The sequence below is a fragment of the Teichococcus globiformis genome, from assembly GCF_042646265.1.
GTDB lineage: Bacteria > Pseudomonadota > Alphaproteobacteria > Acetobacterales > Acetobacteraceae > Pseudoroseomonas > Pseudoroseomonas globiformis.
This window is the reverse complement of the sequence record NZ_JBHRTN010000008.1, coordinates 324,000-343,882: the sequence shown is the minus strand read 5'-3', so window position 1 is coordinate 343,882 and position 19,883 is coordinate 324,000. Positions and strand designations below refer to the sequence as shown.

At 67.2% G+C, this 19,883-nt stretch carries 19 protein-coding genes; 1 reads left to right on the top strand and 18 read right to left on the bottom strand.

The window, feature by feature from the left end:
* Nucleotides 1-19: 19 nt before the first annotated feature.
* The 14 genes from ACFOD4_RS08955 to ACFOD4_RS08890 all read right to left on the bottom strand — a co-directional run bounded on the left by ACFOD4_RS08955 (nt 20) and on the right by ACFOD4_RS08890 (nt 14,394).
* A complete protein-coding gene (locus ACFOD4_RS08955; protein WP_379595708.1) occupies nt 20-1,222 on the bottom strand; it encodes an amino acid ABC transporter permease in 1,203 nt (400 codons plus the stop codon).
* 136 nt (nt 1,223-1,358) lie between these two features.
* Nucleotides 1,359-2,411 (bottom strand): amino acid ABC transporter substrate-binding protein, encoded by a 1,053-nt coding sequence (locus ACFOD4_RS08950; protein WP_379595707.1) that lies wholly within the window; start codon nt 2,409-2,411, stop codon nt 1,359-1,361.
* Between the two features lie 395 nt (nt 2,412-2,806).
* Entirely contained in the window at nt 2,807-3,079 is a 273-nt protein-coding gene (gene rpsO / locus ACFOD4_RS08945; protein ID WP_379595705.1) for a 30S ribosomal protein S15, read from the bottom strand.
* Nucleotides 3,080-3,093: 14 nt separating this feature from the next.
* On the bottom strand, nt 3,094-4,083 hold the full coding sequence (truB, locus tag ACFOD4_RS08940; protein ID WP_379595703.1) for a tRNA pseudouridine(55) synthase TruB: 990 nt from the start codon (nt 4,081-4,083) through the stop codon (nt 3,094-3,096).
* A 142-nt stretch (nt 4,084-4,225) separates the two neighbouring features.
* On the bottom strand, nt 4,226-4,561 hold the full coding sequence (locus ACFOD4_RS08935; protein ID WP_379596067.1) for an acyl-CoA thioesterase: 336 nt from the start codon (nt 4,559-4,561) through the stop codon (nt 4,226-4,228).
* 53 nt (nt 4,562-4,614) lie between these two features.
* Entirely contained in the window at nt 4,615-5,040 is a 426-nt protein-coding gene (gene rbfA / locus ACFOD4_RS08930; protein ID WP_379595701.1) for a 30S ribosome-binding factor RbfA, read from the bottom strand.
* A gap of 131 nt (nt 5,041-5,171) precedes the next feature.
* Entirely contained in the window at nt 5,172-7,940 is a 2,769-nt protein-coding gene (infB, locus tag ACFOD4_RS08925) for a translation initiation factor IF-2 (protein ID WP_379595699.1), read from the bottom strand.
* 60 nt (nt 7,941-8,000) lie between these two features.
* Nucleotides 8,001-8,597 carry an RNA-binding protein gene (locus ACFOD4_RS08920; RefSeq protein WP_379595698.1) on the bottom strand — a complete coding sequence of 199 codons (597 nt, stop codon included), beginning with the start codon at nt 8,595-8,597 and terminating at the stop codon, nt 8,001-8,003.
* Nucleotides 8,598-8,664: 67 nt separating this feature from the next.
* Nucleotides 8,665-10,269: a transcription termination factor NusA gene (gene nusA, locus ACFOD4_RS08915; protein ID WP_379595696.1), complete on the bottom strand. Its 1,605-nt coding sequence runs from the start codon at nt 10,267-10,269 to the stop codon at nt 8,665-8,667.
* A gap of 4 nt (nt 10,270-10,273) precedes the next feature.
* The gene (rimP, locus tag ACFOD4_RS08910; protein WP_379595695.1) at nt 10,274-10,927 is read right to left on the bottom strand and encodes a ribosome maturation factor RimP; all 654 of its coding nucleotides are present in this window, start codon (nt 10,925-10,927) and stop codon (nt 10,274-10,276) included.
* A 60-nt stretch (nt 10,928-10,987) separates the two neighbouring features.
* Nucleotides 10,988-11,479: a hypothetical protein gene (locus tag ACFOD4_RS08905; RefSeq protein WP_379595693.1), complete on the bottom strand. Its 492-nt coding sequence runs from the start codon at nt 11,477-11,479 to the stop codon at nt 10,988-10,990.
* Nucleotides 11,480-11,609: 130 nt separating this feature from the next.
* Nucleotides 11,610-12,302, bottom strand: coding sequence for a tRNA (guanine(46)-N(7))-methyltransferase TrmB (trmB, locus tag ACFOD4_RS08900; RefSeq protein ID WP_379595691.1), 693 nt, complete (start codon nt 12,300-12,302; stop codon nt 11,610-11,612).
* A gap of 153 nt (nt 12,303-12,455) precedes the next feature.
* Nucleotides 12,456-13,643, bottom strand: a complete 1,188-nt coding sequence (metK, locus tag ACFOD4_RS08895) for a methionine adenosyltransferase (protein ID WP_379595689.1) — start codon at nt 13,641-13,643, stop codon at nt 12,456-12,458.
* A gap of 157 nt (nt 13,644-13,800) precedes the next feature.
* Nucleotides 13,801-14,394 (bottom strand): CGNR zinc finger domain-containing protein, encoded by a 594-nt coding sequence (locus tag ACFOD4_RS08890; protein WP_379595687.1) that lies wholly within the window; start codon nt 14,392-14,394, stop codon nt 13,801-13,803.
* Between the two features lie 290 nt (nt 14,395-14,684).
* Between ACFOD4_RS08890 and ACFOD4_RS08885 the strand changes: the two genes are divergently transcribed.
* The gene (locus ACFOD4_RS08885) at nt 14,685-15,014 is read left to right on the top strand and encodes an antibiotic biosynthesis monooxygenase family protein (protein WP_379595686.1); all 330 of its coding nucleotides are present in this window, start codon (nt 14,685-14,687) and stop codon (nt 15,012-15,014) included.
* A 25-nt stretch (nt 15,015-15,039) separates the two neighbouring features.
* Here ACFOD4_RS08885 and dapB read toward each other — a convergent pair whose 3' ends face one another.
* The 4 genes from dapB to ACFOD4_RS08865 form a co-directional block, all read right to left on the bottom strand.
* Nucleotides 15,040-15,780, bottom strand: a complete 741-nt coding sequence (gene dapB / locus ACFOD4_RS08880; RefSeq protein WP_379595685.1) for a 4-hydroxy-tetrahydrodipicolinate reductase — start codon at nt 15,778-15,780, stop codon at nt 15,040-15,042.
* 90 nt (nt 15,781-15,870) lie between these two features.
* A complete protein-coding gene (gene dnaJ / locus ACFOD4_RS08875; RefSeq protein ID WP_379595684.1) occupies nt 15,871-17,016 on the bottom strand; it encodes a molecular chaperone DnaJ in 1,146 nt (381 codons plus the stop codon).
* A gap of 92 nt (nt 17,017-17,108) precedes the next feature.
* Nucleotides 17,109-19,043, bottom strand: a complete 1,935-nt coding sequence (dnaK, locus tag ACFOD4_RS08870; RefSeq protein WP_379595682.1) for a molecular chaperone DnaK — start codon at nt 19,041-19,043, stop codon at nt 17,109-17,111.
* 199 nt (nt 19,044-19,242) lie between these two features.
* Nucleotides 19,243-19,845 carry a nucleotide exchange factor GrpE gene (locus tag ACFOD4_RS08865; RefSeq protein ID WP_379595681.1) on the bottom strand — a complete coding sequence of 201 codons (603 nt, stop codon included), beginning with the start codon at nt 19,843-19,845 and terminating at the stop codon, nt 19,243-19,245.
* Nucleotides 19,846-19,883 lie beyond the last annotated feature (38 nt).

Here is a 19,883-nt window from a genome sequence, read left to right as displayed (position 1 = left end):
TCGGTGTGCTTGTCATGGATCAGCGCTCCACCAGCGCGATGCGCGCATTGTACCAGTTCATGAACAGACTGATGGACAGGCTGATGGACAGGTACACCATCATGATGATGGCGATGCCCTCGATGGCCTGACCGGTCTGGTTCAGCGTGGTATTGGAGATGGAGACGATGTCCTGATAGCCGATCGCCACGGCCAGCGAGGAATTCTTGGTCAGGTTCAGGTACTGGCTCGTCATGGGCGGAATGATGACGCGCAGTGCCTGCGGCAGGACGATCTGCTTCATGATGCGTCCGCGCTGCAGGCCCAGTGCCTCGGCCGCTTCCCACTGCCCACGGGCGACGGACTGGATGCCGGCGCGGACGATCTCGGCAATAAAGGCCGCGGTGTACATCACAAGGCCCAGCAGCAGCGCCGCGTATTCGGGGGTGACGGTGAGGCCGCCCTGGAAGTTGAAGCCGCGCAGAGCCGGGATGTCGCCGGCGAAGGGCGCGCCAAAGGCCGCCCAGATCAGCAGGGGCAGCGCCACGATGCAGGCGAGCGCCACGGGCCAGACCTTGCGCGGTTGTCCGTCGGCCATGCGCTTGGCGCGGGCTGAGCGGGCATAAAGCCAGGTGGCGACAATGCCGACCACCAGGCCGAGCAAGGCGAGGCTGTGCGCGTCCTGCCACTGGATCCAGGGCAGCTTCAGCCCGCGGTTGGACAGGAACACGCCGTCCACCGGGTTCAGCGCCTGACGCGGCGCCGGCAATCCCTGCAGGATGGCGTACCAGAACAGCAGCTGCAGCAGCAGCGGCAGGTCGCGCACCACTTCAATATAGGTGGCGGCGATGCGCGACAGCAGCCAGTTCTTGGACAGGCGCGCGATGCCGAGCAGCGTGCCGATGATGGTGGCCAGGATGATGCCGACCACAGCCACCTTCAGCGTGTTCAGCACGCCGACCAGCAGGGCGCGGGCATAGGTGTTGGTGGGCGCGTAGTCGATCACGCTCTCCCCGATCGGCAACCCTGCCTCACGGCCCAGGAAGCCCCAGCCGGTGGCGATGCGCCGCACCTCCAGATTGTGCGCGGTGTTGCTGACCAGCCACCAGATGATGCTGCCGACGATGCCGACCACCAACACCTGCCACACGATGCCGCGCAGCCTTTCATCGGCCCATGACAGGCGGATACCTTTTTTCGGCGGCGCGCGCAGCAGCCTGGGGTCGGCAGCGGTGTCGGACATTCGGTGAAGCCCCCGTTCCTGTCTCTTGTGGTCCCAGCGTCCGGTTCAACCGGTGGTGTCGCGCCGTACCGGCGGCGGAGTTCCCTGCGGGTCAGGCGAGGCCGGAGGCCCCGCCCGGTTCATGGCCAGCCGTGTTTCAGCGGAACGGCGGCGAGTACTGCAGCCCACCCTTGGTCCACTGGGCGTTCGGGCCACGCTGAATGCCAAGCGGCTCCAGGTGCCGGGCAAAGACCTCGCCGTAATTGCCGACCTTCTTGATGACGTGCACCGCCCAAGCATTGTCGACACCCAGCATGGCGCCAAGACCGCCGGTCTTGCCCAGCAGGCGTTGCGCCTCGGGCCGGCCATCGCCGGACACGGCCTCATCCACATTGGCGGCGGTGATGCCCAGCTCCTCGGCGGAAACCAGGGCATTGTGGGTCCAGCGCACGAGATCCGCCCAGCGCTGATCCCCATGGCGCACGCCGATGGCCAGTGGCTCCTTGCTGATCACCTCGGGGAGGATGGTGTGATCACCCGGGGTCGGCTGCGCGGAGCGGGTAGCGGCCAGGCCCGACACGTCGGTGGTGTAGGCATCGCAGCGGCCGGCGGCGTAGGCGCTGACAAGCTCCTCCAGCCGCTCGATCACAACGGGAGTGAACTTCACGCTGTTGGCCCGCGCCCAGTCGGTCAAGTTCTGCTCGGTGGTGGTGCCGGGCTGCACACAAACGGTGGCGCCGTCCAGCTCCTTGGCCGAGCTGACGCCCAGGCTCGCCTTCACCATGAAGCCCTGGCCGTCGTAGAAGTTGATCGCCGGGAAATCGAGGCCGAGTGAGGTGTCGCGCGAAAGGGTGGTGGTGGTGTTGCGCGCCATCACGTCGATCTCGCCCGACTGAAGCGCCGTGAAGCGGCTCTGCGCCGTCAGCGGAACATAGCGGACCTTGGTATCGTCGTTGAACAGGGCGACAGCGAGGGCCCGGCAATATTCGACGTCGAAACCCTTCCAGACGCCCTGGCTGTCCGGCTGGGCAAAGCCGGCAAGGCCGGTGTTGACGCCGCAGACCAGCGTGCCGCGGGCCTTGATGGCATCCATGATCGACGCGCCACCCTGCTGGGCGGCGGGCTGCTGAGCCATCGCCGGTGCCGCCATGGCGCCGAGCATGAGAGCCCCGCCGAACGCGCTGAGTGTGGCAAGCCGCATGGGCGTCATAGCAATCTCTCCCGATCCTTGTCGAAGCCCCGACATTTCCGCTTTCCCGGTCACGCCCAAGCTTTGGCTGCGCCGCATGGCTGTCATGCGCTGGTGCCAGATTGCCCGTTAGCCTTGCCTTGGCGCGGACGCAATCGTCATGCCGTTGGTGCGGTGCGGAAGCTGGCCAGGCTCATCGAGCATCCTTCGCAATGCAGCAAACGGCATGCCGGCGTTTGGCAGCGTCCGAAGCCCTCATAGCATCGGGATTTGCTGCGCCGCTCGCTGCCCGATTGTGCGCAGCAGGCTCAGCAAGGGGCAGATGATGAAATTTCAGGCAGAACTTCACCAGATCGCGGACATGAAAAAAGGCGCCGTCCCGAAGGACGGCGCCCTCAAACCTTCGTCAGCAGCGATCAGCGGCGCAGGCCGAGGCGCTCGATCAGGCTCTGGTAGCGGGCCTGGCTCTTCTTCTTGGTGTAGTCCAGCAGGCCGCGGCGCTGACCAACCAGCACCAGCAGGCCACGCCGGCTGTGGAAATCCTTGGGATGGGTCTTCAGGTGCTCGGTCAGAGACGAAATGCGCTCGGAGAGCAGGGCGACCTGCACTTCGGGGCTGCCCGTGTCGCCTTCCTTGGTGGCGTATTCCTTGATGAGCTCCGCGCGGCGCTCAGCGGTCACAGTCGACATCGGCAATATGCCTTTCAGTTCGCCTCGTCAGCCTCGGCGGGCTGAACGGGCAGGAGAGTATTGTCACCCGGGCTGAGCCACCGCTCCGGCTTCACCAAGCCGGCTTCCAAGCGCACCAGACCCTTCAGGCGCTCCCCCGCCATGGCCCGCGCGAGGCCCCCTTCGGGGTCGGCGTCCACGGGTATCCGGTCCATAAGCTCGACCAAGGACATGGTCTGCCCGAAGGACAGGCGTGCGGCCTCGACTTCCGTGAGGGCCAGAGCCGGGATGTCGGCCAGCGCGGTCGTCACGGGAAGCAGAAGGTCCGGGGAAGGAGGCGGTGTATCCTCCGTGGGCAGCAATTTGTCCAGCGGAATCGCGGCCTCTTCCAGGAAGGGCCCGACCCGCATCCGGCGCAGCACGGCGATGTGCCCCACGCTGCCCGAAGCCCTGGCGATGTCGCGCGCGAGGGAGCGCATGTAGACGCCCTTGCCGGACTGCACGGTGAACACCGCCGTGTCAGCATCGGGACGGGATTCGAGTTCGAACTTGTCGACCCGGGCCGGGCGGGGCGCCATTTCGGGGATCTGCCCGTCCCGCGCGAGATCGTAGGCCCGCACGCCGTTGATCTTCAGCGCCGAGAAGATCGGCGGCACCTGCATGATGTCGCCGATAAAGGCCGGGAGGGCAGCGCGGATCTGCTCGTCCGTCGGCCGCGCGTCGCTGGTTTCGATGACCTGACCCTCGGCATCATCCGTGTCGCGCGCCTCGCCGAACTTCAGGGTGAAGCGGTAGGTCTTGGTGCCGTCCATGACGTAGGGCACCATCTTGGTCGCGGCGCCGAAGGCGATGGGCAGGATGCCGGTGGCCAGCGGATCCAGCGTGCCGCCATGCCCCACCTTCTGTGCGTTGAAGGCCCGCTTCAGCTTGGCCACCACGTCGGTGGAGCCGATGCCCGAAGGCTTGTCGACAATCAGCCAGCCATCCAGTGGACGGCCCTTCGGTTTGCGGTTGGGGCGCGGCATCGGAACAAACTCTCTGCAAAAACGTGATGAGAGAGCGCTGCTCTCTCATGCTCTCCTGCCAGGAAACGAGGTTTCCTGGACCGTCCATCAGCGGGAAAGGGGGCGTCTTAAGGCGCAGGGTCGCCCAGGGCAAACAGCAAAATCAGACGAGAGGGATCGGGCGCGGACGGCCGGTCGAATCCAGCGCCACAAAAGTGAAAACCGCCTCGGTGACGCGGTTGGCGTACTCGCCCTCGCGTTCGCGCCGCCAGGCTTCCACCTTGATCTTCAGGGAGGTGCGGCCGGTGGACAGGATCTCGGCATAGAGGCTGACCTCGTCGCCCACCTTCACAGGCGAATGGAAACTCATGGCCTCCACCGCCACGGTGGCGCAACGGCCGCGGGCCCGGCGCGCCGCGGCGTTGCCGGCTGCCATGTCCATCTGCGCCATCAGCCAGCCACCGAAGATGTCTCCGGCCGGGTTGGTGTCCGCCGGCATCGCCACCGTGCGGATCACGGGTGCGGTTACGGGCGGCGCCTCGTCGGCGGCGCTCAAGAGCGCTCCCCCTCGTCCGGCACGCCGGGATCAGCCTTGAGATCCTGCTGGACCTCCGGCCGGCGCATCACGGCATCGATCTTCATCGCATAGTCCAATGCGGTGTCGGACTGGAAGTGCATCTCGGGCGCAAATTTCAGCCGCACCGCCCGCGCCACCTGGGTGCGAAGATAGGGCTGCACGCGTTTCAGCGCCTTCAGTTCCTCGGGCGTCACGGCGCGGCCCAGCGCCGCCACGAAGCAAGTCATGTGCTTGAGGTCGGGAGAGGCGCGAACCTCCGTTACCGTGATGTGGCGCCCATCCAGGTCAGGATCGTGCAATTCGCCCCGCATGAACACGGCAGACAGCGCGTGGCGCACCTCCTCGGCCACGCGGAGCATGCGCTGGCTGGGGGCACCCGGATTGGCGGATTTTTTGGCCATAATGAAGTGTCACTCTGCGAAAACGGGAGCGGGGGCCACAAGCCCGCCCCAGGCTCCGCTTCCCAGAAAAACCGGGGAAACGGAGGCCCGGGGGAGTTCATGGCCCCCCACGCCTGTTTGTTGCTCCGGGATCAGACCGCCGCGACCGTCTCGGTCTCGTAGCACTCGATCTGGTCGCCGATCTTGATGTCGTCGTAATGGGCGAAGCTCATGCCGCACTCGTAGCCGTTGGTGACCTCGCGAACATCGTCCTTGAAGCGGCGAAGCGTCGCCAGTTCGCCCTGGTGGATGACGATGCCATCGCGCAGGAGGCGAACACCACAACCGCGCTTCACCACACCCTCGGTCACGCGGCAGCCCGCAATGTTGCCCAGGCGCTTGACCTCGAACACTTCGAGGATCTGCGCGTAGCCCAGGAACTTCTCGCGCTGCACCGGTGCCAGCTTGCCGCGCACCAGCTTCTCCACATCGTCCGCCACCTCGTAGATGATGGAGTAGTAGCGGATATCCACGCCCTCGCGCTGCGCCAGCTCCCGCGCCTGCGCCGTGGCGCGGACGTTGAAGGCAACGACGATGGCGTTGGACGCCTTGGCCAGCTGGATGTCGCTCTCGGTGATCTGCCCGACGGCGCTGTGCAGCACCCGGACCTTCACCTCGTCGCGCGACAGCTTGTTCAAGGTCACGCCGAGAGCCTCGGCGGAACCCTGGACGTCGGCCTTGACGACGACGGCCACTTCCTTCTGCTCGCCGGCAGCGACGCGAGCCATCATGTCGGCCAGCGTGCCACGGGCGGCTCCGGCGGCGGCGGCCTGCTTGTCCCGCAGCTTGCGCTGGCGGAACTCGCTGATCTCGCGCGCCCGGCTCTCGTTCTCGACCGCGACAAAGGTTTCGCCGGCGCTCGGCACGCCCGATAAGCCCAGGATCTCCACCGGAAGCGAGGGATCGGCTTCCTTGAGCTGGCGACCCTTATCGTCGAGCATCGCACGCACGCGGCCCCATTCGGCGCCGGCCACCACCAGGTCGCCCTGGCGCAGCGTGCCGCGCTGCACCAGCACCGTCGCCACCGGCCCGCGGCCCTTGTCGAGCTTGGACTCGATGACCGTACCTTCGGCGGCCCGCATCGGGTTCGCCTTCAGGTCCAGAACCTCGGCCTGCAGCAGGATGCCTTCGAGCAGCTTGTCAAGGTTCATCGCCTTGGTGGCAGAGACCGGGATCTCCATGGTGTCGCCGCCGAGGCTTTCGACCACGATCTCGTGCTGCAGCAGCTCGTTGCGCACGCGGTCAAGGTTGACGCCTTCCTTGTCGATCTTGTTGACCGCCACGATCAGCGGCACGTTGGCCGCCTTCGCGTGGTGGATCGCCTCGATCGTTTGCGGCATCACGCCATCATCGGCGGCCACCACCAGCACCACCATGTCCGTCACGCTGGCGCCACGGGCGCGCATGGCGGTGAAGGCGGCGTGGCCCGGCGTGTCGATGAAGGTGACCTTCTGGCCGCCCTCAACGGTCACCTGGTAGGCGCCGATGTGCTGGGTGATGCCACCGGCCTCGCGGCCGGCCACATCGGTCTTGCGCAGCGCGTCGAGCAGGCTGGTCTTGCCGTGGTCGACATGGCCCATGATGGTCACGACCGGCGGGCGCGGCAGCAGCTCCTCGTCGGTATCGACAACGCCTTCCAGGCCCTGCTCGACATCCGCTTCGGAGACGCGGCGCACGCGGTGGCCGAACTCGTTGACCACCAGCTCCGCCGTGTCGGCGTCGATGGTCTGCGTCAGCGTCGCCATCACGCCCATGCGGAACAGCGCCTTCACCACTTCGCCGCCACGGGCGGCCATGCGGTTGGCGAGTTCCTGCACGGTGATCGCCTCGGGCACCACCACGTCGCGGACCACCTTCACGCCATCCGAACGGAGGCGCTGCAGCTCCTGCTGCCGCCGCTCACGCTCGCGGGCACGGCGGACGGAGGCCATGGAACGACTGCGGTCGTCATCTCCCTCGATGGCGGCAGCCACGTCGATGCGGCCGTCACGGCGGCGGTCACCACCGGGGGCAGCCTTGCGGGCGGGAGCGGGGACGGGCTTCTTCGCGGCGGCCGGGCCGGGACCGGTGCGACGCGGAGGACTACGGCGCTCTTCCTCACCGCCTTCCTCGCGGCCACGCAACGTCAGCCGGGCAGGCGCGGCGGCGGCCGGTGCCGCAGCCGGCGCTGCCGCGGCAGGGGCCGGACGACGTGCCGGACCGGCAGCGCCGCCAGGGCCGGCAGCCGGACGCGGGCCAGGTGCCGGCCGAACAGGCGCCCGGGCTTGGCTCGGGATCGGACCCGGGCGCGGAGCGGAAAGCGGGGCAGCCACGGGGGCCGTGCTGCGCGCCTCGACCTCTGTCTTGCGGCGGGCCTCATCCTCGGTCTTCTGCCGCGCCTCTTCCTCGGCGCGCGCGGCAGCTTCCTCGGCGGCGCGGCGCTCCTCTTCCGCCTTGCGGGCGGCTTCCTCGGCAGCGCTGCGCACCATCAGGGCCTGGCGCTCACGCTCCTCGCGTTGGCGCTGGGCTTCCTGGCGGCGATGCTCTTCCAGCACGCGCAGGCGGGTTGCCTGCTCGGCCTGATTCAGCGGCCGGCCGGGCGTGGCACCGCTGCCACCACGCGAAGGGCCGCTCGCGCTGCGCTGCGGTCCACCGGCCGGGCGTGGGCCGGTGGCCTGCGGGCCACCTGCGGGACGTGTGCCGGGCGTGGCGGGGCCACCGGCCCGCTTCTTCACCACCTCAACCTGCACGGTCTTGCCGCGGCCATGGCTGAAGGACTGCCGCACCGTTCCGGCGGCCTCCGTCTTGCCCAGCTCCAGCCTTCCGCCGGGGCGGAGGCTCAGCCGGCCCTTTGCCGCATCCTGTTCATTCTGGTCGCTCATTCGTTCGCCTGAACCCGTTCCGTCTTGTGCCATCAATCCTCATCGCGAGCCGTTGCGGGCTCACGTCCCCGCTCCGTCCGCGATGCCGGAGACAGCGGCCAAGCGGCCCGCCTCCTGCAGCAGCATCTCGGCGATCTTTCCGGGAGCTATCGCCACGTGCACTGCATGATCCCTTCCAAACACCGAACCCAAATCCCCGGCACTAAGCGCAAGAACAAGCGGCACATCGCGCCGCCCGGTCAAACGCGCCCGCTCACTGGGGCTCCCATCGCTGGCCTCAACCAGCACAGCAGCACGATCGGCCTGAAGCCATTCACGCACCTGCTGAAAACCACACACCGCCTGACCAGCCCTGCGCGCCAGCCCCACCTGGTCGCGGATGCGACCCTTGAGGCCAGTCTCGATCTGAGCGCGAAGATCCGGGGGCAAATGCACCTGTCCGCGGGCCGCCCTCGAAAAGGCGCCGCGTTTCTGCGCGCGTTCTAGCACATCGGCCCGCGCGCTCAACCACATTCCCCGCCCGGGAAAGCGCCCGGCCAGATCAGGCACGAGCTGACGCTCCGGCCCCAGCACGAAGCGGATCATCGCTTCCTTGGGCAGGCTCTCCCGCGTGGCGATGCAACGCCGCAGCGGACCCTTGGGCTCCGGGTCCGGCATGCCGTCGCCGGCTTCCGGAAGATCAAGCTCAGGGTCGTCGCCATTCGCCAGGGGTGGGAGGTCGGTGTCAGTCGTCTTTCTTCTCCTCATCCGCCATGTCGATGGCGGGCTCTGCGGCGTCATCATCCGCCGCGGGAGCCTCGGCAGCCTGAGCGCCCTCGCCTTCGGCGAACCAATGTTCGCGCGCCGCCATGATGATGGCGTTCGCGGTGTCCTCGTCCACGGCCTCGGTGCCGAGAATCTCGATCAACTCGTCGGCCGCGAGATCCGCCAGATCGTCGAGCGACTTCACGCCCTTTTCGCCTAGCGTCACCAGCATGGCGGGGCTGAACCCGCCTGCCTCTGCCACCGCATCCTCGACGCCCAGCGCGATGCGCTTTTCGTCCAGCTCCTGCTCACGCCGGTCCAGGAAGCCCTGGGCGCGACGCTTCAGCTCGGCAGCGACGTTCTCATCGAAGCCCTCGATCTCGGCGAGTTCCTCATCGGGAACGTCGATCAGTTCCTCGATGGATGAGAAATCCTCGCTGACCAGCAGGCCGGCGATCACGTCATCCACGTCCAGCGCCTCGACAAACAGGCCGGTGCGCTTGCGGAACTCTTCCTGGCGGCGCTCGGACGCCTCGGCCTCCGTCAGGATATCGATGTCCCAGCGGGTCAGCTGCGAGGCGAGGCGCACGTTCTGACCGCGCCGCCCGATCGCCAACGACAATTGGTCATCCGGGACCACGACTTCAACACGCCGCGTGTCTTCGTCGAGCACGACCTTGGACACCTCGGCCGGGGCCAGGGCGTTCACCACAAAGGTGGCGTTCTCAGCCGACCAGGGGATGATGTCGATCTTCTCGCCCTGCAGCTCGGCCACCACCGCCTGCACGCGGGAGCCGCGCATGCCGACGCAGGCACCGACCGGGTCGATGGAGCTGTCGCGGGAAATCACCGCCATCTTGGCGCGGGATCCTGGGTCACGCGCCACGGCCTTGATCTCGATGATGCCGTCGTAGATCTCCGGCACTTCTTGGGCGAACAGCTTCGCCAGGAAGCCGGGATGCGTGCGGCTCAGGAAGATCTGCGGCCCACGCGGCTCCTCGCGCACGTCATAGATATAGGCACGCACGCGGTCGCCATTGCGGAAGGCCTCGCGCGGAATGGTCTCGTCGCGGCGCAGCAGCGCCTCGGCGCGACCGAGATCCACCATCAGGTTGCCGTACTCGGTACGCTTGACGACGCCGTTGATGATCTCGCCGACACGGTCCTTGTACTCGTTGAACTGCTTGCCGCGCTCCACCTCGCGCACGCGCTGCACGATCACCTGCTTGGCGGTCTGCGCGGCGATGCGGCCGAAATCGATCGGAGGAAGCGGATCCACGATGAACTCGCCCACGGCGCAGCCGGGCCGCACCTTCTGGGCGATGCGCAGCGGGATCTGCGTGTCCTCGTTCTCGACCGGCTCGGCTTCGACGATCTCGGTCCACCGCGACAGCTTCACCTCGCCGGTGCGGCGGTCGATGACGGCACGGATGTCCTTCTCGTGTCCGTACTTGGCGCGGCCGGCCTTCTGGATGGCCTGCTCCATCGCCTCCAGCACCTCGTCCCGCTCGATCATCTTCTCGCGGGCGACGGCGTCGGCGACCTGCAGCAGCTCCGGGCGAGCGATGGCAACCTCTGCGGCCATGTCCTCAGTTCCTCTTGGCGAAGGGCGGTTCCGCGTCATCCTCACCGGAGTCGCCGTCGGGGTTTTCCCCCTTGTGCCGGGCAACTTCCGCCGCGGTGGCCGCGATCAGTTCGTCGGTAAGCACCAGCTTGGCGCGGCGCATGTCGGGACGGGGCAACGCGATCTCCGCGCCCTCGTCCAGCCGCAGCCGGATCTCGCTCTCATCGGCGCCGAGGATGATACCGCGGAACCGGCGGCGCCCTTCAATGGGAATGCTCATCTCCACCGTTGCCACATGGCCGGCGAAGCGCAGCCAGTCCTTGGTCCGGGTGAGCGGCCGGTCAATGCCGGGCGAGGACACTTCAAGGTTCCACTCGCCGCTGAACGGATCGTCCACGTCCAGCACAGCGCCGGCGGCGTGGCTGATTTTCTCGCAGTCGCCCACGCCGATCGGTGCGCCGTCGGCGCGGTCCGCCATGATCTGCACGGTTGGCGTCTGCTTGCCCTGGATCAGAACGCGCACGATCTCGTAGCCCATCGCATTCAGCGTGGGCTCGATGGCATGGGCGATTCGGGCCTCAAGGCCCTCATGCAGTGGTGCGTCGTCTTCCAAAAACAAAAAAGGCGGCCCGTGAAGGCCACCCCCCTGACTGTGCAGCGAAGATGTTGTGCCAGCCATATAGGCCGGTATGGCTGCGAAAACAACTTTCTTCGCGGCCCAGCCCCGTGGTCGGGTGCGTCAGCCTTCCAACCGCGCGACGTGGGTCACCCGGCACAGGCCGTGGGCCCGGGTGGACAGCACCGCGCCCGAAAGGCGGTTGTCATGCACTTCGGCCAGGCCGAACCCATGCACCCGCAACAGCAGGAAATGGCCGGTGATGCGGACCAGGTACGTGCCGGTGGGCAGGGCATCACCCTCCACACCATTTCGGACCAGCCGCAGCAAGGTCGGTCGGCCCTCCACAGGCAGCGCCGCGACCGACAGCCCGGCCTCGGTCAGGGCGGCAACCATGTCCCGCCAATAGGTGGTGGCGATCTCCCGCTCCGGAGCGTAGCGCTCCGGCGCGACGCCACGCAGCAGGGCGCAGGCGATGGCATAGGAGCAACCGGCGGCCAGGGCGATGCAAGCGGGTCCGCACCAGGGCAGGATCCCGCCACGCTCGGCCATCAGCGCCTCGGCGCCCCGGCGACCTGCTTCCTCGAACAGAATTCGCGGACGGGTTTCATTCATGGGTGCGCACGTTGTCGTGATCTTGCAAGGCGGTCAACGACCGAATGCGGCGCACAATCTCACCGCGCGGCACCCGTGGCACGAATGCAACGCCGACGGCGTGGCCGTTTGCTTTTTGAGCCGAGTCGCTTCAGCCCCTGCGGCGCCACACCCAGTAGAGCGGTTGACGCCCTTCACGCAGCGCCTTGGCCTCATAGCGCGTGCCAGGCCAGCCATCCGGACGGGTTGTGTCCAGCGAAATCTGCTCGAACACCTGCTGCGCGCCCATCACCTCCCGCACCCATTCCTGGTAGGTCGGGTCGTCGGTTGCGATGCGCCATTCGCCACCCGGACGGATGGCACGTTCCAGCACCGGGAGAATGGAAGGATGGACGAAGCGACGCTTGGCGTGCCGGGCTTTTGGCCAGGGATCCGGAAACATCAGGAACAAGCGTGACAGGCTGGCCTCTGGCAGGGCGCGCAACAGCCTTCGGGCATCTTCCGTCCAGAGCCGTAGGTTAGGCGGCAGGGATGCCGTGGCTTCGCCGCCCTCGGGCACGATGCGGGTGAGCAGCGAGCAGATGCCATTCTCGAACACCTCTGCGGCAATCAGGCCAGCCTGTGGGTGAGCCTCGATCTGCGCCAGGGCGTGCTCGCCACCGCCGAAGCCGACCTCCAGCCAAAGCTCCTGCGGGCGCCGGGGGAAGCCTGCCAGAGGATCGGCAGGGTCGAAGCCCAGGCGCGGCAGTGTCAGATCCAGCAGAGTCTGCTGGCGCTGGCGCAACGGGTGGCCGCGGCGACGGCCATAAAGCCGGTCCGGAACAGGGGGCGGAGTTTCGGTCATGCGGTAAATACACTCGGAAGCCGGCCAAGGGGAGCACTGCCCCCGTTGGATACCCCTGCCGATGTAGCAGTGCTACCCCGGTCCCACCATCCGGCGGGACGTCCTGAAACCTCGGGTTTTCGGCAGGGGAGGCTGGGAGGGGCGGAGCCCTTCTCAGCGGTTGAAGGCGCGCTTCAACTCGGCGGCCAGGTCGGTCTTTTCCCAGGTGAAGGTGCCCTTTTCCTCGTCCGGCGTGCGGCCGAAATGCCCGTAGGCGGAGGTCGGCGCATAGATCGGGCGGTTCAGGTGCAGGTGCTCGCGGATGCCGCGGGGCGACAGGTTCATCAACCCGTTCACCACACGCGCCAGCTTCGTCTCGTCCACGTCCTTGCCGGTGTTGTGCAGGTCGAAATAGACCGAAAGCGGCTTGGACACGCCGATGGCGTAGGAGACCTGGATGGTGCACTTCTCGGCCAGGCCGGCGGCCACCACGTTCTTGGCCAGGTAGCGGCAGGCATAGGCGGCCGAGCGGTCCACCTTGGTCGGGTCCTTGCCGGAGAACGCGCCGCCGCCATGCGGGGCCGCGCCGCCATAGGTGTCGACGATGATCTTGCGCCCGGTCAGGCCGCAATCGCCGTCGGGGCCGCCGATCACGAAGGTGCCCGTGGGGTTCACATACATCTCGTCCTCGGGGACGGACCAGCCATCCGGCAGGGAGGAGACGATGATCGGGCGCACCAGCTCGCGCACCTGGGCCTGGGTCAGGCCTTCCTCGTGCTGGGTGGAGACCACCACGGAGGTCACGCCCACCGGCTTGCCGTCGACGTAGCGCAGCGTCACCTGGGACTTGGCATCCGGCAGCAGGCCAGCGACGGATTTGTCGTTGTTGCGGCGCAGCTCGGAGATGCGGCGCAGGATCAGATGCGAGTAATAGAGCGGCGCCGGCATCAGGTCCGGCGTCTCGGTGCAGGCATAGCCGAACATGATGCCCTGATCGCCGGCGCCCTCGTCCTTGTTGCCGGCGGCGTCCACGCCCTGCGCGATGTGCGCGGACTGGGCGTGCAGATGGCAGGCGATCTCGGCGTTGCGCCAGGAGAAACCTTCCTGGTCGTAGCCGATATCCTGAACCGCCATGCGGGCCAGGTGCATCAGCAGCTCAGGCGTCACGCTGGCTGGGCCGCGTGTTTCGCCGGCCAGGACGATCCGGTTGGTGGTGACCAGCGTCTCGCAGGCGACGCGCGCATACGGGTCGGCTTCCAGGAAGGCGTCCAGCACCGTATCCGAGATGCGGTCGGCAACCTTGTCGGGGTGGCCCTCGGAAACGGATTCCGAGGTGAACAGATATTCGCCCTTGTCGCGCATGGCCTTATCGTCCTCTTGTCGCGATGGCGACCGGCAATGCCCCGGCCTGGCTCAACCTCCGCAGAATGCGGTCGGGCTGTTTCGCAAGTGCGGGGCAGGGGGTCAAGCCATTGCGGAGCCCGGGCGGCACGGCCTTCACGGCAGCTTCACGCTGCCGTCATATCCGATGCGCCGTGCGGAACTGCCGTGCCTTGGCCCGATTGCCGCATGAGGCCATGGCGCACCAACGCCGGGAGCGATTGCGGGAGGTGTCGAGAAACAGCCAACCGCAGTCATGTGCCGGGCAGCATTTGAGCCCAGCCAGCCGATCGGACCGCAGCAGGTCCAGCATGGACCATGCGAGCAGGCCGGGCAGCGAATCGAGACCCCTTCCCCGCAGCGCATAGGGCCCAGGAGCCGGGATCAGACGCAGATGCGATGCAGCCTCTGCAGCCGCAGCCAGAATAGCACTCAGCGCCGCCGGGGGCGCTTCGCGTCCAGCGGCCAGGGCCAGGCCCGCTTCCAGGATGGCGCCCCGGAGGGTCACGCAACGCCCCAGCAGCGCCTGCGCCGCGGCCGGGAAAGCCGGCAGCGGCTCCATTCCCGGCACATCGGTCTGCCGCGCCCACAACACGAGGTCCTCCGGCGTCTGCAGATGATCGAGGCGGTGCGGCGTATCGCGCCAGCTGATGGTGTTGGCGAAATCCAGCGCCGGATGCCCACCGACACGGTGCAAGGTTCCTGGCCGCTTCTGCTCACGATCAATCAGCACGGATCCTCCGGACGGCAACCATAACTGGCTAAGCGCTCTTAAGCGGTTATCGCTGCCTTGGCGAGCAATGGTTCCCCAACACTCCTGAGCTGGTTCCGGCGGTGCCAAGCCAGTCTGCGGCAGCACGGTATCCAGCGATGATCCCGTGAGAGCCGGCAGAATGGATTCATGCCGGACAGCGCAGAAAGGACTGGGGATCACTGACTGCTGGAACCATCTCGGCGCGGTGCTGCAGCCGCTCCAGAACTTTCATTCCGGTATCGCCGCATAACCAGAGGAGGACGTGAGACATGACAGGATCCAGGGCCACGATTGCCCGCATCTGGCGCGGCCGCACCCGCCCTGACGTGGCGGATGCCTATGAACCCTATCTGCGCGAGGCAGGCATCCGCCCGTTGGAGGACAAGGCGCTGGGTGTGCAGTTGTTCCGGGAGGATCGCGAAGGGGAAAGCGAGTTCATCACCATCTCCTACTGGGAAGATGTCGAGGCGATGTCGCGCTTCGCCGGACCGGACCCGAGGCGCATCCACCACCTGCCGCGCGATGCCGAGTTCCTGATCGAGCTGCCGCAAGGGGTGCAGGTGCTGCGGATCCTGGCGGCGAAGCTGCCGCCAGGATGAGGCGGGAAAGCGGCCCGAGACGGCACTACCCCATGCCAAGCACGTGCTTCATGTCGTAGAGCCCGGCGGGCTGCCCGGCCGCCCATTGCGCCGCGCGCACCGCGCCGGTGGCATAGACACGCCGGTCAAAGGAGCGGTGGGTGAGGGCGATCTGCTCCGAGCCGGCGGCGAAGAGCAGCGTGTGCTCCCCCACCACCTGCCCGCCGCGCAGCGCGGCGAAGCCGATGGGGCCGGTGGCGCGGGCACCGGTATGCCCGTCGCGCCCGGATTCCATTCCCACCTCCTCCAGCGTCCGGCCGCGCCCGCGCGCCACGGCGCGGCCCAGCCCAATGGCGGTGCCTGAAGGCGCATCGACCTTTTGACGATGATGCATCTCGACGATCTCGGCATCGTACTGCTCGGGCGGCAGCGCAGCGCCCATCCGCTCGGCCAGAGCGAAGAGCAGGTTCACGCCGGGCGCGAAATTGGCGGCATAGACGATGGGCACATGCTTCGCCGCCGCCATCACCGCCGTCTCCTGCGCCGCGGAGAGCCCGGACGAGCCCAGGATCAGCGCCTTGCCGTGCTCGGCGGCCAGGCCGGCATGCCGTTCGGCGGTGGAAGCGTTGGTGAAGTCGATCACGGCATCGCTGCCGGCAAACAGGGCGGCTGCGTCGCCATCCCGTCCGATGCCCCCCGAGAGTGTTCCGCCGGCGGCAGCGACTTCTTCCTGCAGCAGCCGGCCCATGCGACCGGAGATGCCGGCAATGCCGATGCGAAGCGTCATGGTGATGCGGCCCCTGAAACGAAGAAGTCCGGGGAAAAGGAATTCTCCCCGGACTCCGCTTCTTTTCTTTCTGTCAGATCGGGCGTCGGATCAACGCCCAAGACCGTCCCAGAATTCCTTTACCTTGGCGAAGAAGCCCTCACTCTCGGGTGAGGAGTTGCCGACCTCGCCCTCGAACTCCTGCAGCAATTCACGCTGCCGGGCAGAAAGGTTCTGCGGCGTTTCCACCGCCACCTGCACATACATGTCACCGCGCGCTGCCGAGCGTAGCACGGAGAAACCTTTGCCGCGCAGGCGGAACTGGTCGCCCGTCTGCGTGCCTGCCGGAATGGTGACACGGGAACGACCGCCATCGATGGTCGGCACTTCCACGCCGCCGCCCAGCGCCGCCTGGGTCATGCGCAGCGGCACGCGGACATAGATGTTGGCGCCGTCCCTCTGGAACAGGGCATGCGGGCGGATGGCGATGTCCACGTAAAGATCGCCCGCGGGGGCGCCGCGCAATCCTGCCTCGCCCTCACCGGAAAGGCGGATGCGGGTGCCATCCTCCACTCCTGGGGGGATGGTGACGTTGAGGTTGCGTTCCTTGTGGACGCGCCCGGCGCCCTGGCAAACCTTGCAGGGATTTTTGATGATGCGCCCCGTGCCGCCGCAAGTGGGGCAAGCGCGCTCGATCAGGAAGAAGCCCTGCTGGGCGCGCACCTTGCCGGCGCCGCCGCAGGTTGTGCAGGTGGTGGCGCTGGCCTTGCCTTCGGCGCCGCTGCCATCGCAAGCGTCGCACTGCACGCTGGTCTGTACGCGGATCGGCTTCTTCACGCCGGCAAAGGCGTCTTCTAGCGTGATGTCCACCTGGTGCCGCAGGTCGGCGCCGCGCCCGGCCGCCGCCGCACCGCCGCCCTGTCGGCCGCGCGCGCCGAACTGGCCGAACATCTCGGCAAAGATGTCCTCGAAGCCGCCCGCGCCGAAGGGACTGCCGCCGCCGAAGCCACCGCCGCCACCCGGCCCGCCACCCTCGAAAGCCGCATGGCCGTAGCGGTCATAGGCCGCGCGCTTCTCGGCATCCTTCAGCACATCATAGGCTTCGTTCAATTCCTTGAACTTCGCCTCAGCCGCCTTGTCGCCCGGATTGCGGTCCGGGTGGTACTTCATGGCCTGCTTGCGGTAGGCCTTTTTCAGCTCGTCCTCGCCGGCATCACGGCCGACGCCGAGCGTGTCGTAGTAATCGCCCTTGGCCATGGTTCGGCCTGTCCTCCAGGAAGCGGAACGAAGATGCGCCCGGCTCCATCTCCGGAACCGGGCGCCAGCGAATCAGCGCGTGGCTGGACGCCTCATTCCGGCTTCTTCTTGGCCGGGTCCACGTCCTCGAACTCGGCGTCGACCACCTTCTCGCCCGAGGGGCCCGTCTGGGCGCCCGGCTGGGCTCCCGCCGCGCCGCCGGCATCGGCCGCTCCATCCTGCGGCGTGGCCTTGTAGATGGCCTCACCCACCTTCATCGCTGCCGCGGAAAGGCGCTCGCTGGCCGCGCGGATGGTATCCACGTCGGTGCCGTTCTGCGCCTCGCGCGCCGCAGCGATCGCTGCCTCGGCCTCGGTCTTCTCCGCCTCGGGCACCTTCTCGGCGTTGTCCTTCAGCGACTTCTCCGTGGTGTGGATCAGCGCTTCCAGCTGGTTCTTCGCCTCGACGGCCTCCCGGCGCTTCTTGTCCTCCTCGGCATGAGCCTCGGCGTCCTTCACCATGCGCTCGATGTCGGCGTCGGATAGGCCAGACTTGGCCTGGATCTTGATCTGCGTTTCCTTGCCGGTGGCCTTGTCCTTGGCCTGCACGGAAACGATGCCGTTGGCGTCGATGTCGAAGGTCACCTCGATCTGCGGCACGCCGCGCGGCGCGGGCGGGATGCCCTGCAGGTCGAAATTGCCCAGCAGCTTGTTGTCCGCCGCCATCTCGCGCTCGCCCTGGAACACCTTGATGGTCACCGCGGTCTGGTTGTCGTCGGCGGTGGAGAAGGTCTGGCTCTTCTTGGTCGGGATCGTCGTGTTACGGTCGATCAGCCGGGTGAACACGCCGCCCAGCGTCTCGATGCCCAGCGACAGCGGGGTCACGTCGAGCAGCAGGACATCCTTCACCTCGCCCTTCAGCACGCCGCCCTGGATGGCGGCGCCGATGGCCACGACCTCATCCGGGTTGACGTTGCGGGCCGGCTCCTTGCCGAAGAAGGTCTTCACCGCCTCGATGACCTTGGGCATGCGGGTCATGCCGCCGACCAGGATCACCTCGTCGATCTCGCCGGCGTTCATGCCGGCATCCTTCAGCGCCAGCTTGCAGGGCTCCAGCGTCCGCTGCACCAGGTCGTCCACCAGGCTTTCCAGCTTGGCGCGGGAAACCTGCAGCACCAGGTGCTTCGGGCCGGAGGCGTCGGCGGTGATGAAGGGCAGATTGATTTCGGTCTGCTTGGCCGAGGACAGCTCGATCTTCGCCTTCTCAGCGGCTTCCTTCAGGCGCTGCAGGGCCAGCTTGTCGCTGCGCAGGTCGATGCCGTTCTCTTTCTTGAACTCATCGGCCAGGTAGTCGATCACGCGCTGGTCGAAATCCTCGCCGCCCAGGAAGGTGTCGCCATTGGTGGACTTCACCTCGAACACGCCGTCGCCGATCTCCAGGATCGACACGTCGAAGGTGCCGCCGCCGAGGTCGTAGACCGCGATGGTGCCAGTGGCCTTCTTGTCCATGCCATAGGCAAGGGCGGCAGCCGTCGGCTCGTTGATGATGCGCAGCACCTCAAGGCCGGCAACCTGGCCGGCTTCCTTGGTCGCCTGCCGCTGGCTGTCGTTGAAGTAGGCGGGGACGGTGATGACGGCCTGCGTCACCTTCTCGCCGAGATAGGCCTCGGCCGTCTCCTTCATCTTGGTCAGCACGTTGGCGCTGATCTGCTGCGGCGCCTGCTTCTGCCCGCCGGCTTCCACCCAGGCGTCGCCATTGTCGGCGCGGATGATCTTGAAGGGGGCGAGGCCCGCTTCCTTCTTGACCATCGGATCCTCGAAGCGACGGCCAATCAGGCGCTTCACGGCGTACAGGGTGTCGGTCGGGTTGGTCACCGCCTGGCGCTTCGCGGCCTGGCCCACCAACCGCTCGCCATTCTTGGAAAAAGCGACCATGGACGGCGTAGTGCGCGCGCCCTCGGCGTTCTCCAGCACCTTGACGTCGCCACCTTCCATGATGGCCACGCAGCTATTCGTGGTGCCAAGGTCAATGCCGATGACTTTGCTCATCCGAGTTCTCCTTTGCGGCGGGTGAGGGCGGCCCTGTGTTCTCGGCGCCGCGTCCACCCCCAATGCTTCATCAGGCTGGATAAAGACCGCCGCCCGGTAGCCTGGGCGGCTGCAACTGCGATGTATTGAGCCGGGCGGCGCCGAACAAGGGCGACCTTCGCCGCCGCACAAAAAATGTGCAGCGGCGCCCGGTCAGGTTTCAGGCCGTTTCGGAGACGCCCTCGCCCGCCACCACCACCATGGCCGGCTTCAGCAGGCGGCCGTTCAGCGTCCAGGCCGGGGTCCAGGCCTGGATCACCGTGCCGGAAGCGACACCCTCCGGCGGCGGCTGCTGCGCCATCGCCTGGTGCAGATCGGGGTCGAAGGGCTTGCCCTCGGCATCGTGGCGGACGACGCCATTGCGCTCCAGGATGCCGATGAAGTTGCGTTCCACCCCCTCGAAGCCGCCGCGCAGCTTGGTGAGCAGCTCGGCCTCGCCTTCCTCAGCGGCAGGCAAGGCGTCGAGGCCGCGACGCAGATTGTCCGCCGCTTCCACGACGTCGCGGGCAAATTTCTGCACGGCGTACTGGCGGGCATCCTCCACCTCGCGCTTGGTGCGAGCGCGAAGGTTCTGCATCTCCGCCTCGGACCGCATCCACCGGTCCTTGGTCTCGGCCAGCGCCGCTTCCAGCTCGGCGATGCGCGCCATGGCGTCGGCAGGTTGCTCGGGGAGGGGCTGAGTGGCCTCCCGCGACGCCGCTTCCGGAGCATTGTCCTGGGGCACGGCGTCGGGAGACATGTCGGGCGTATTCCGGTCGTTCATCACGGGGCCATTCTGATCAGTCGCAGTGGTGGCCGGCA

Bases quoted from the DNA above. Each gene is read 5' to 3' on its own strand.
- ACFOD4_RS08955 (WP_379595708.1), bottom strand. From the start codon at position 1,222: ATGTCCGACACCGCTGCCGACCCCAGGCTGCTGCGCGCGCCGCCGAAA.
- ACFOD4_RS08950 (WP_379595707.1), bottom strand. From the start codon at position 2,411: ATGACGCCCATGCGGCTTGCCACACTCAGCGCGTTCGGCGGGGCTCTC.
- rpsO (WP_379595705.1), bottom strand. From the start codon at position 3,079: ATGTCGACTGTGACCGCTGAGCGCCGCGCGGAGCTCATCAAGGAATAC.
- truB (WP_379595703.1), bottom strand. From the start codon at position 4,083: ATGCCGCGCCCCAACCGCAAACCGAAGGGCCGTCCACTGGATGGCTGG.
- ACFOD4_RS08935 (WP_379596067.1), bottom strand. From the start codon at position 4,561: ATGCCGGCGGACACCAACCCGGCCGGAGACATCTTCGGTGGCTGGCTG.
- rbfA (WP_379595701.1), bottom strand. From the start codon at position 5,040: ATGGCCAAAAAATCCGCCAATCCGGGTGCCCCCAGCCAGCGCATGCTC.
- infB (WP_379595699.1), bottom strand. From the start codon at position 7,940: ATGAGCGACCAGAATGAACAGGATGCGGCAAAGGGCCGGCTGAGCCTC.
- ACFOD4_RS08920 (WP_379595698.1), bottom strand. From the start codon at position 8,597: ATGCCGGACCCGGAGCCCAAGGGTCCGCTGCGGCGTTGCATCGCCACG.
- nusA (WP_379595696.1), bottom strand. From the start codon at position 10,269: ATGGCCGCAGAGGTTGCCATCGCTCGCCCGGAGCTGCTGCAGGTCGCC.
- rimP (WP_379595695.1), bottom strand. From the start codon at position 10,927: ATGGCTGGCACAACATCTTCGCTGCACAGTCAGGGGGGTGGCCTTCAC.
- ACFOD4_RS08905 (WP_379595693.1), bottom strand. From the start codon at position 11,479: ATGAATGAAACCCGTCCGCGAATTCTGTTCGAGGAAGCAGGTCGCCGG.
- trmB (WP_379595691.1), bottom strand. From the start codon at position 12,302: ATGACCGAAACTCCGCCCCCTGTTCCGGACCGGCTTTATGGCCGTCGC.
- metK (WP_379595689.1), bottom strand. From the start codon at position 13,643: ATGCGCGACAAGGGCGAATATCTGTTCACCTCGGAATCCGTTTCCGAG.
- ACFOD4_RS08885 (WP_379595686.1), top strand. From the start codon at position 14,685: ATGACAGGATCCAGGGCCACGATTGCCCGCATCTGGCGCGGCCGCACC.
- dapB (WP_379595685.1), bottom strand. From the start codon at position 15,780: ATGACGCTTCGCATCGGCATTGCCGGCATCTCCGGTCGCATGGGCCGG.
- dnaJ (WP_379595684.1), bottom strand. From the start codon at position 17,016: ATGGCCAAGGGCGATTACTACGACACGCTCGGCGTCGGCCGTGATGCC.
- dnaK (WP_379595682.1), bottom strand. From the start codon at position 19,043: ATGAGCAAAGTCATCGGCATTGACCTTGGCACCACGAATAGCTGCGTG.
- ACFOD4_RS08865 (WP_379595681.1), bottom strand. From the start codon at position 19,845: ATGAACGACCGGAATACGCCCGACATGTCTCCCGACGCCGTGCCCCAG.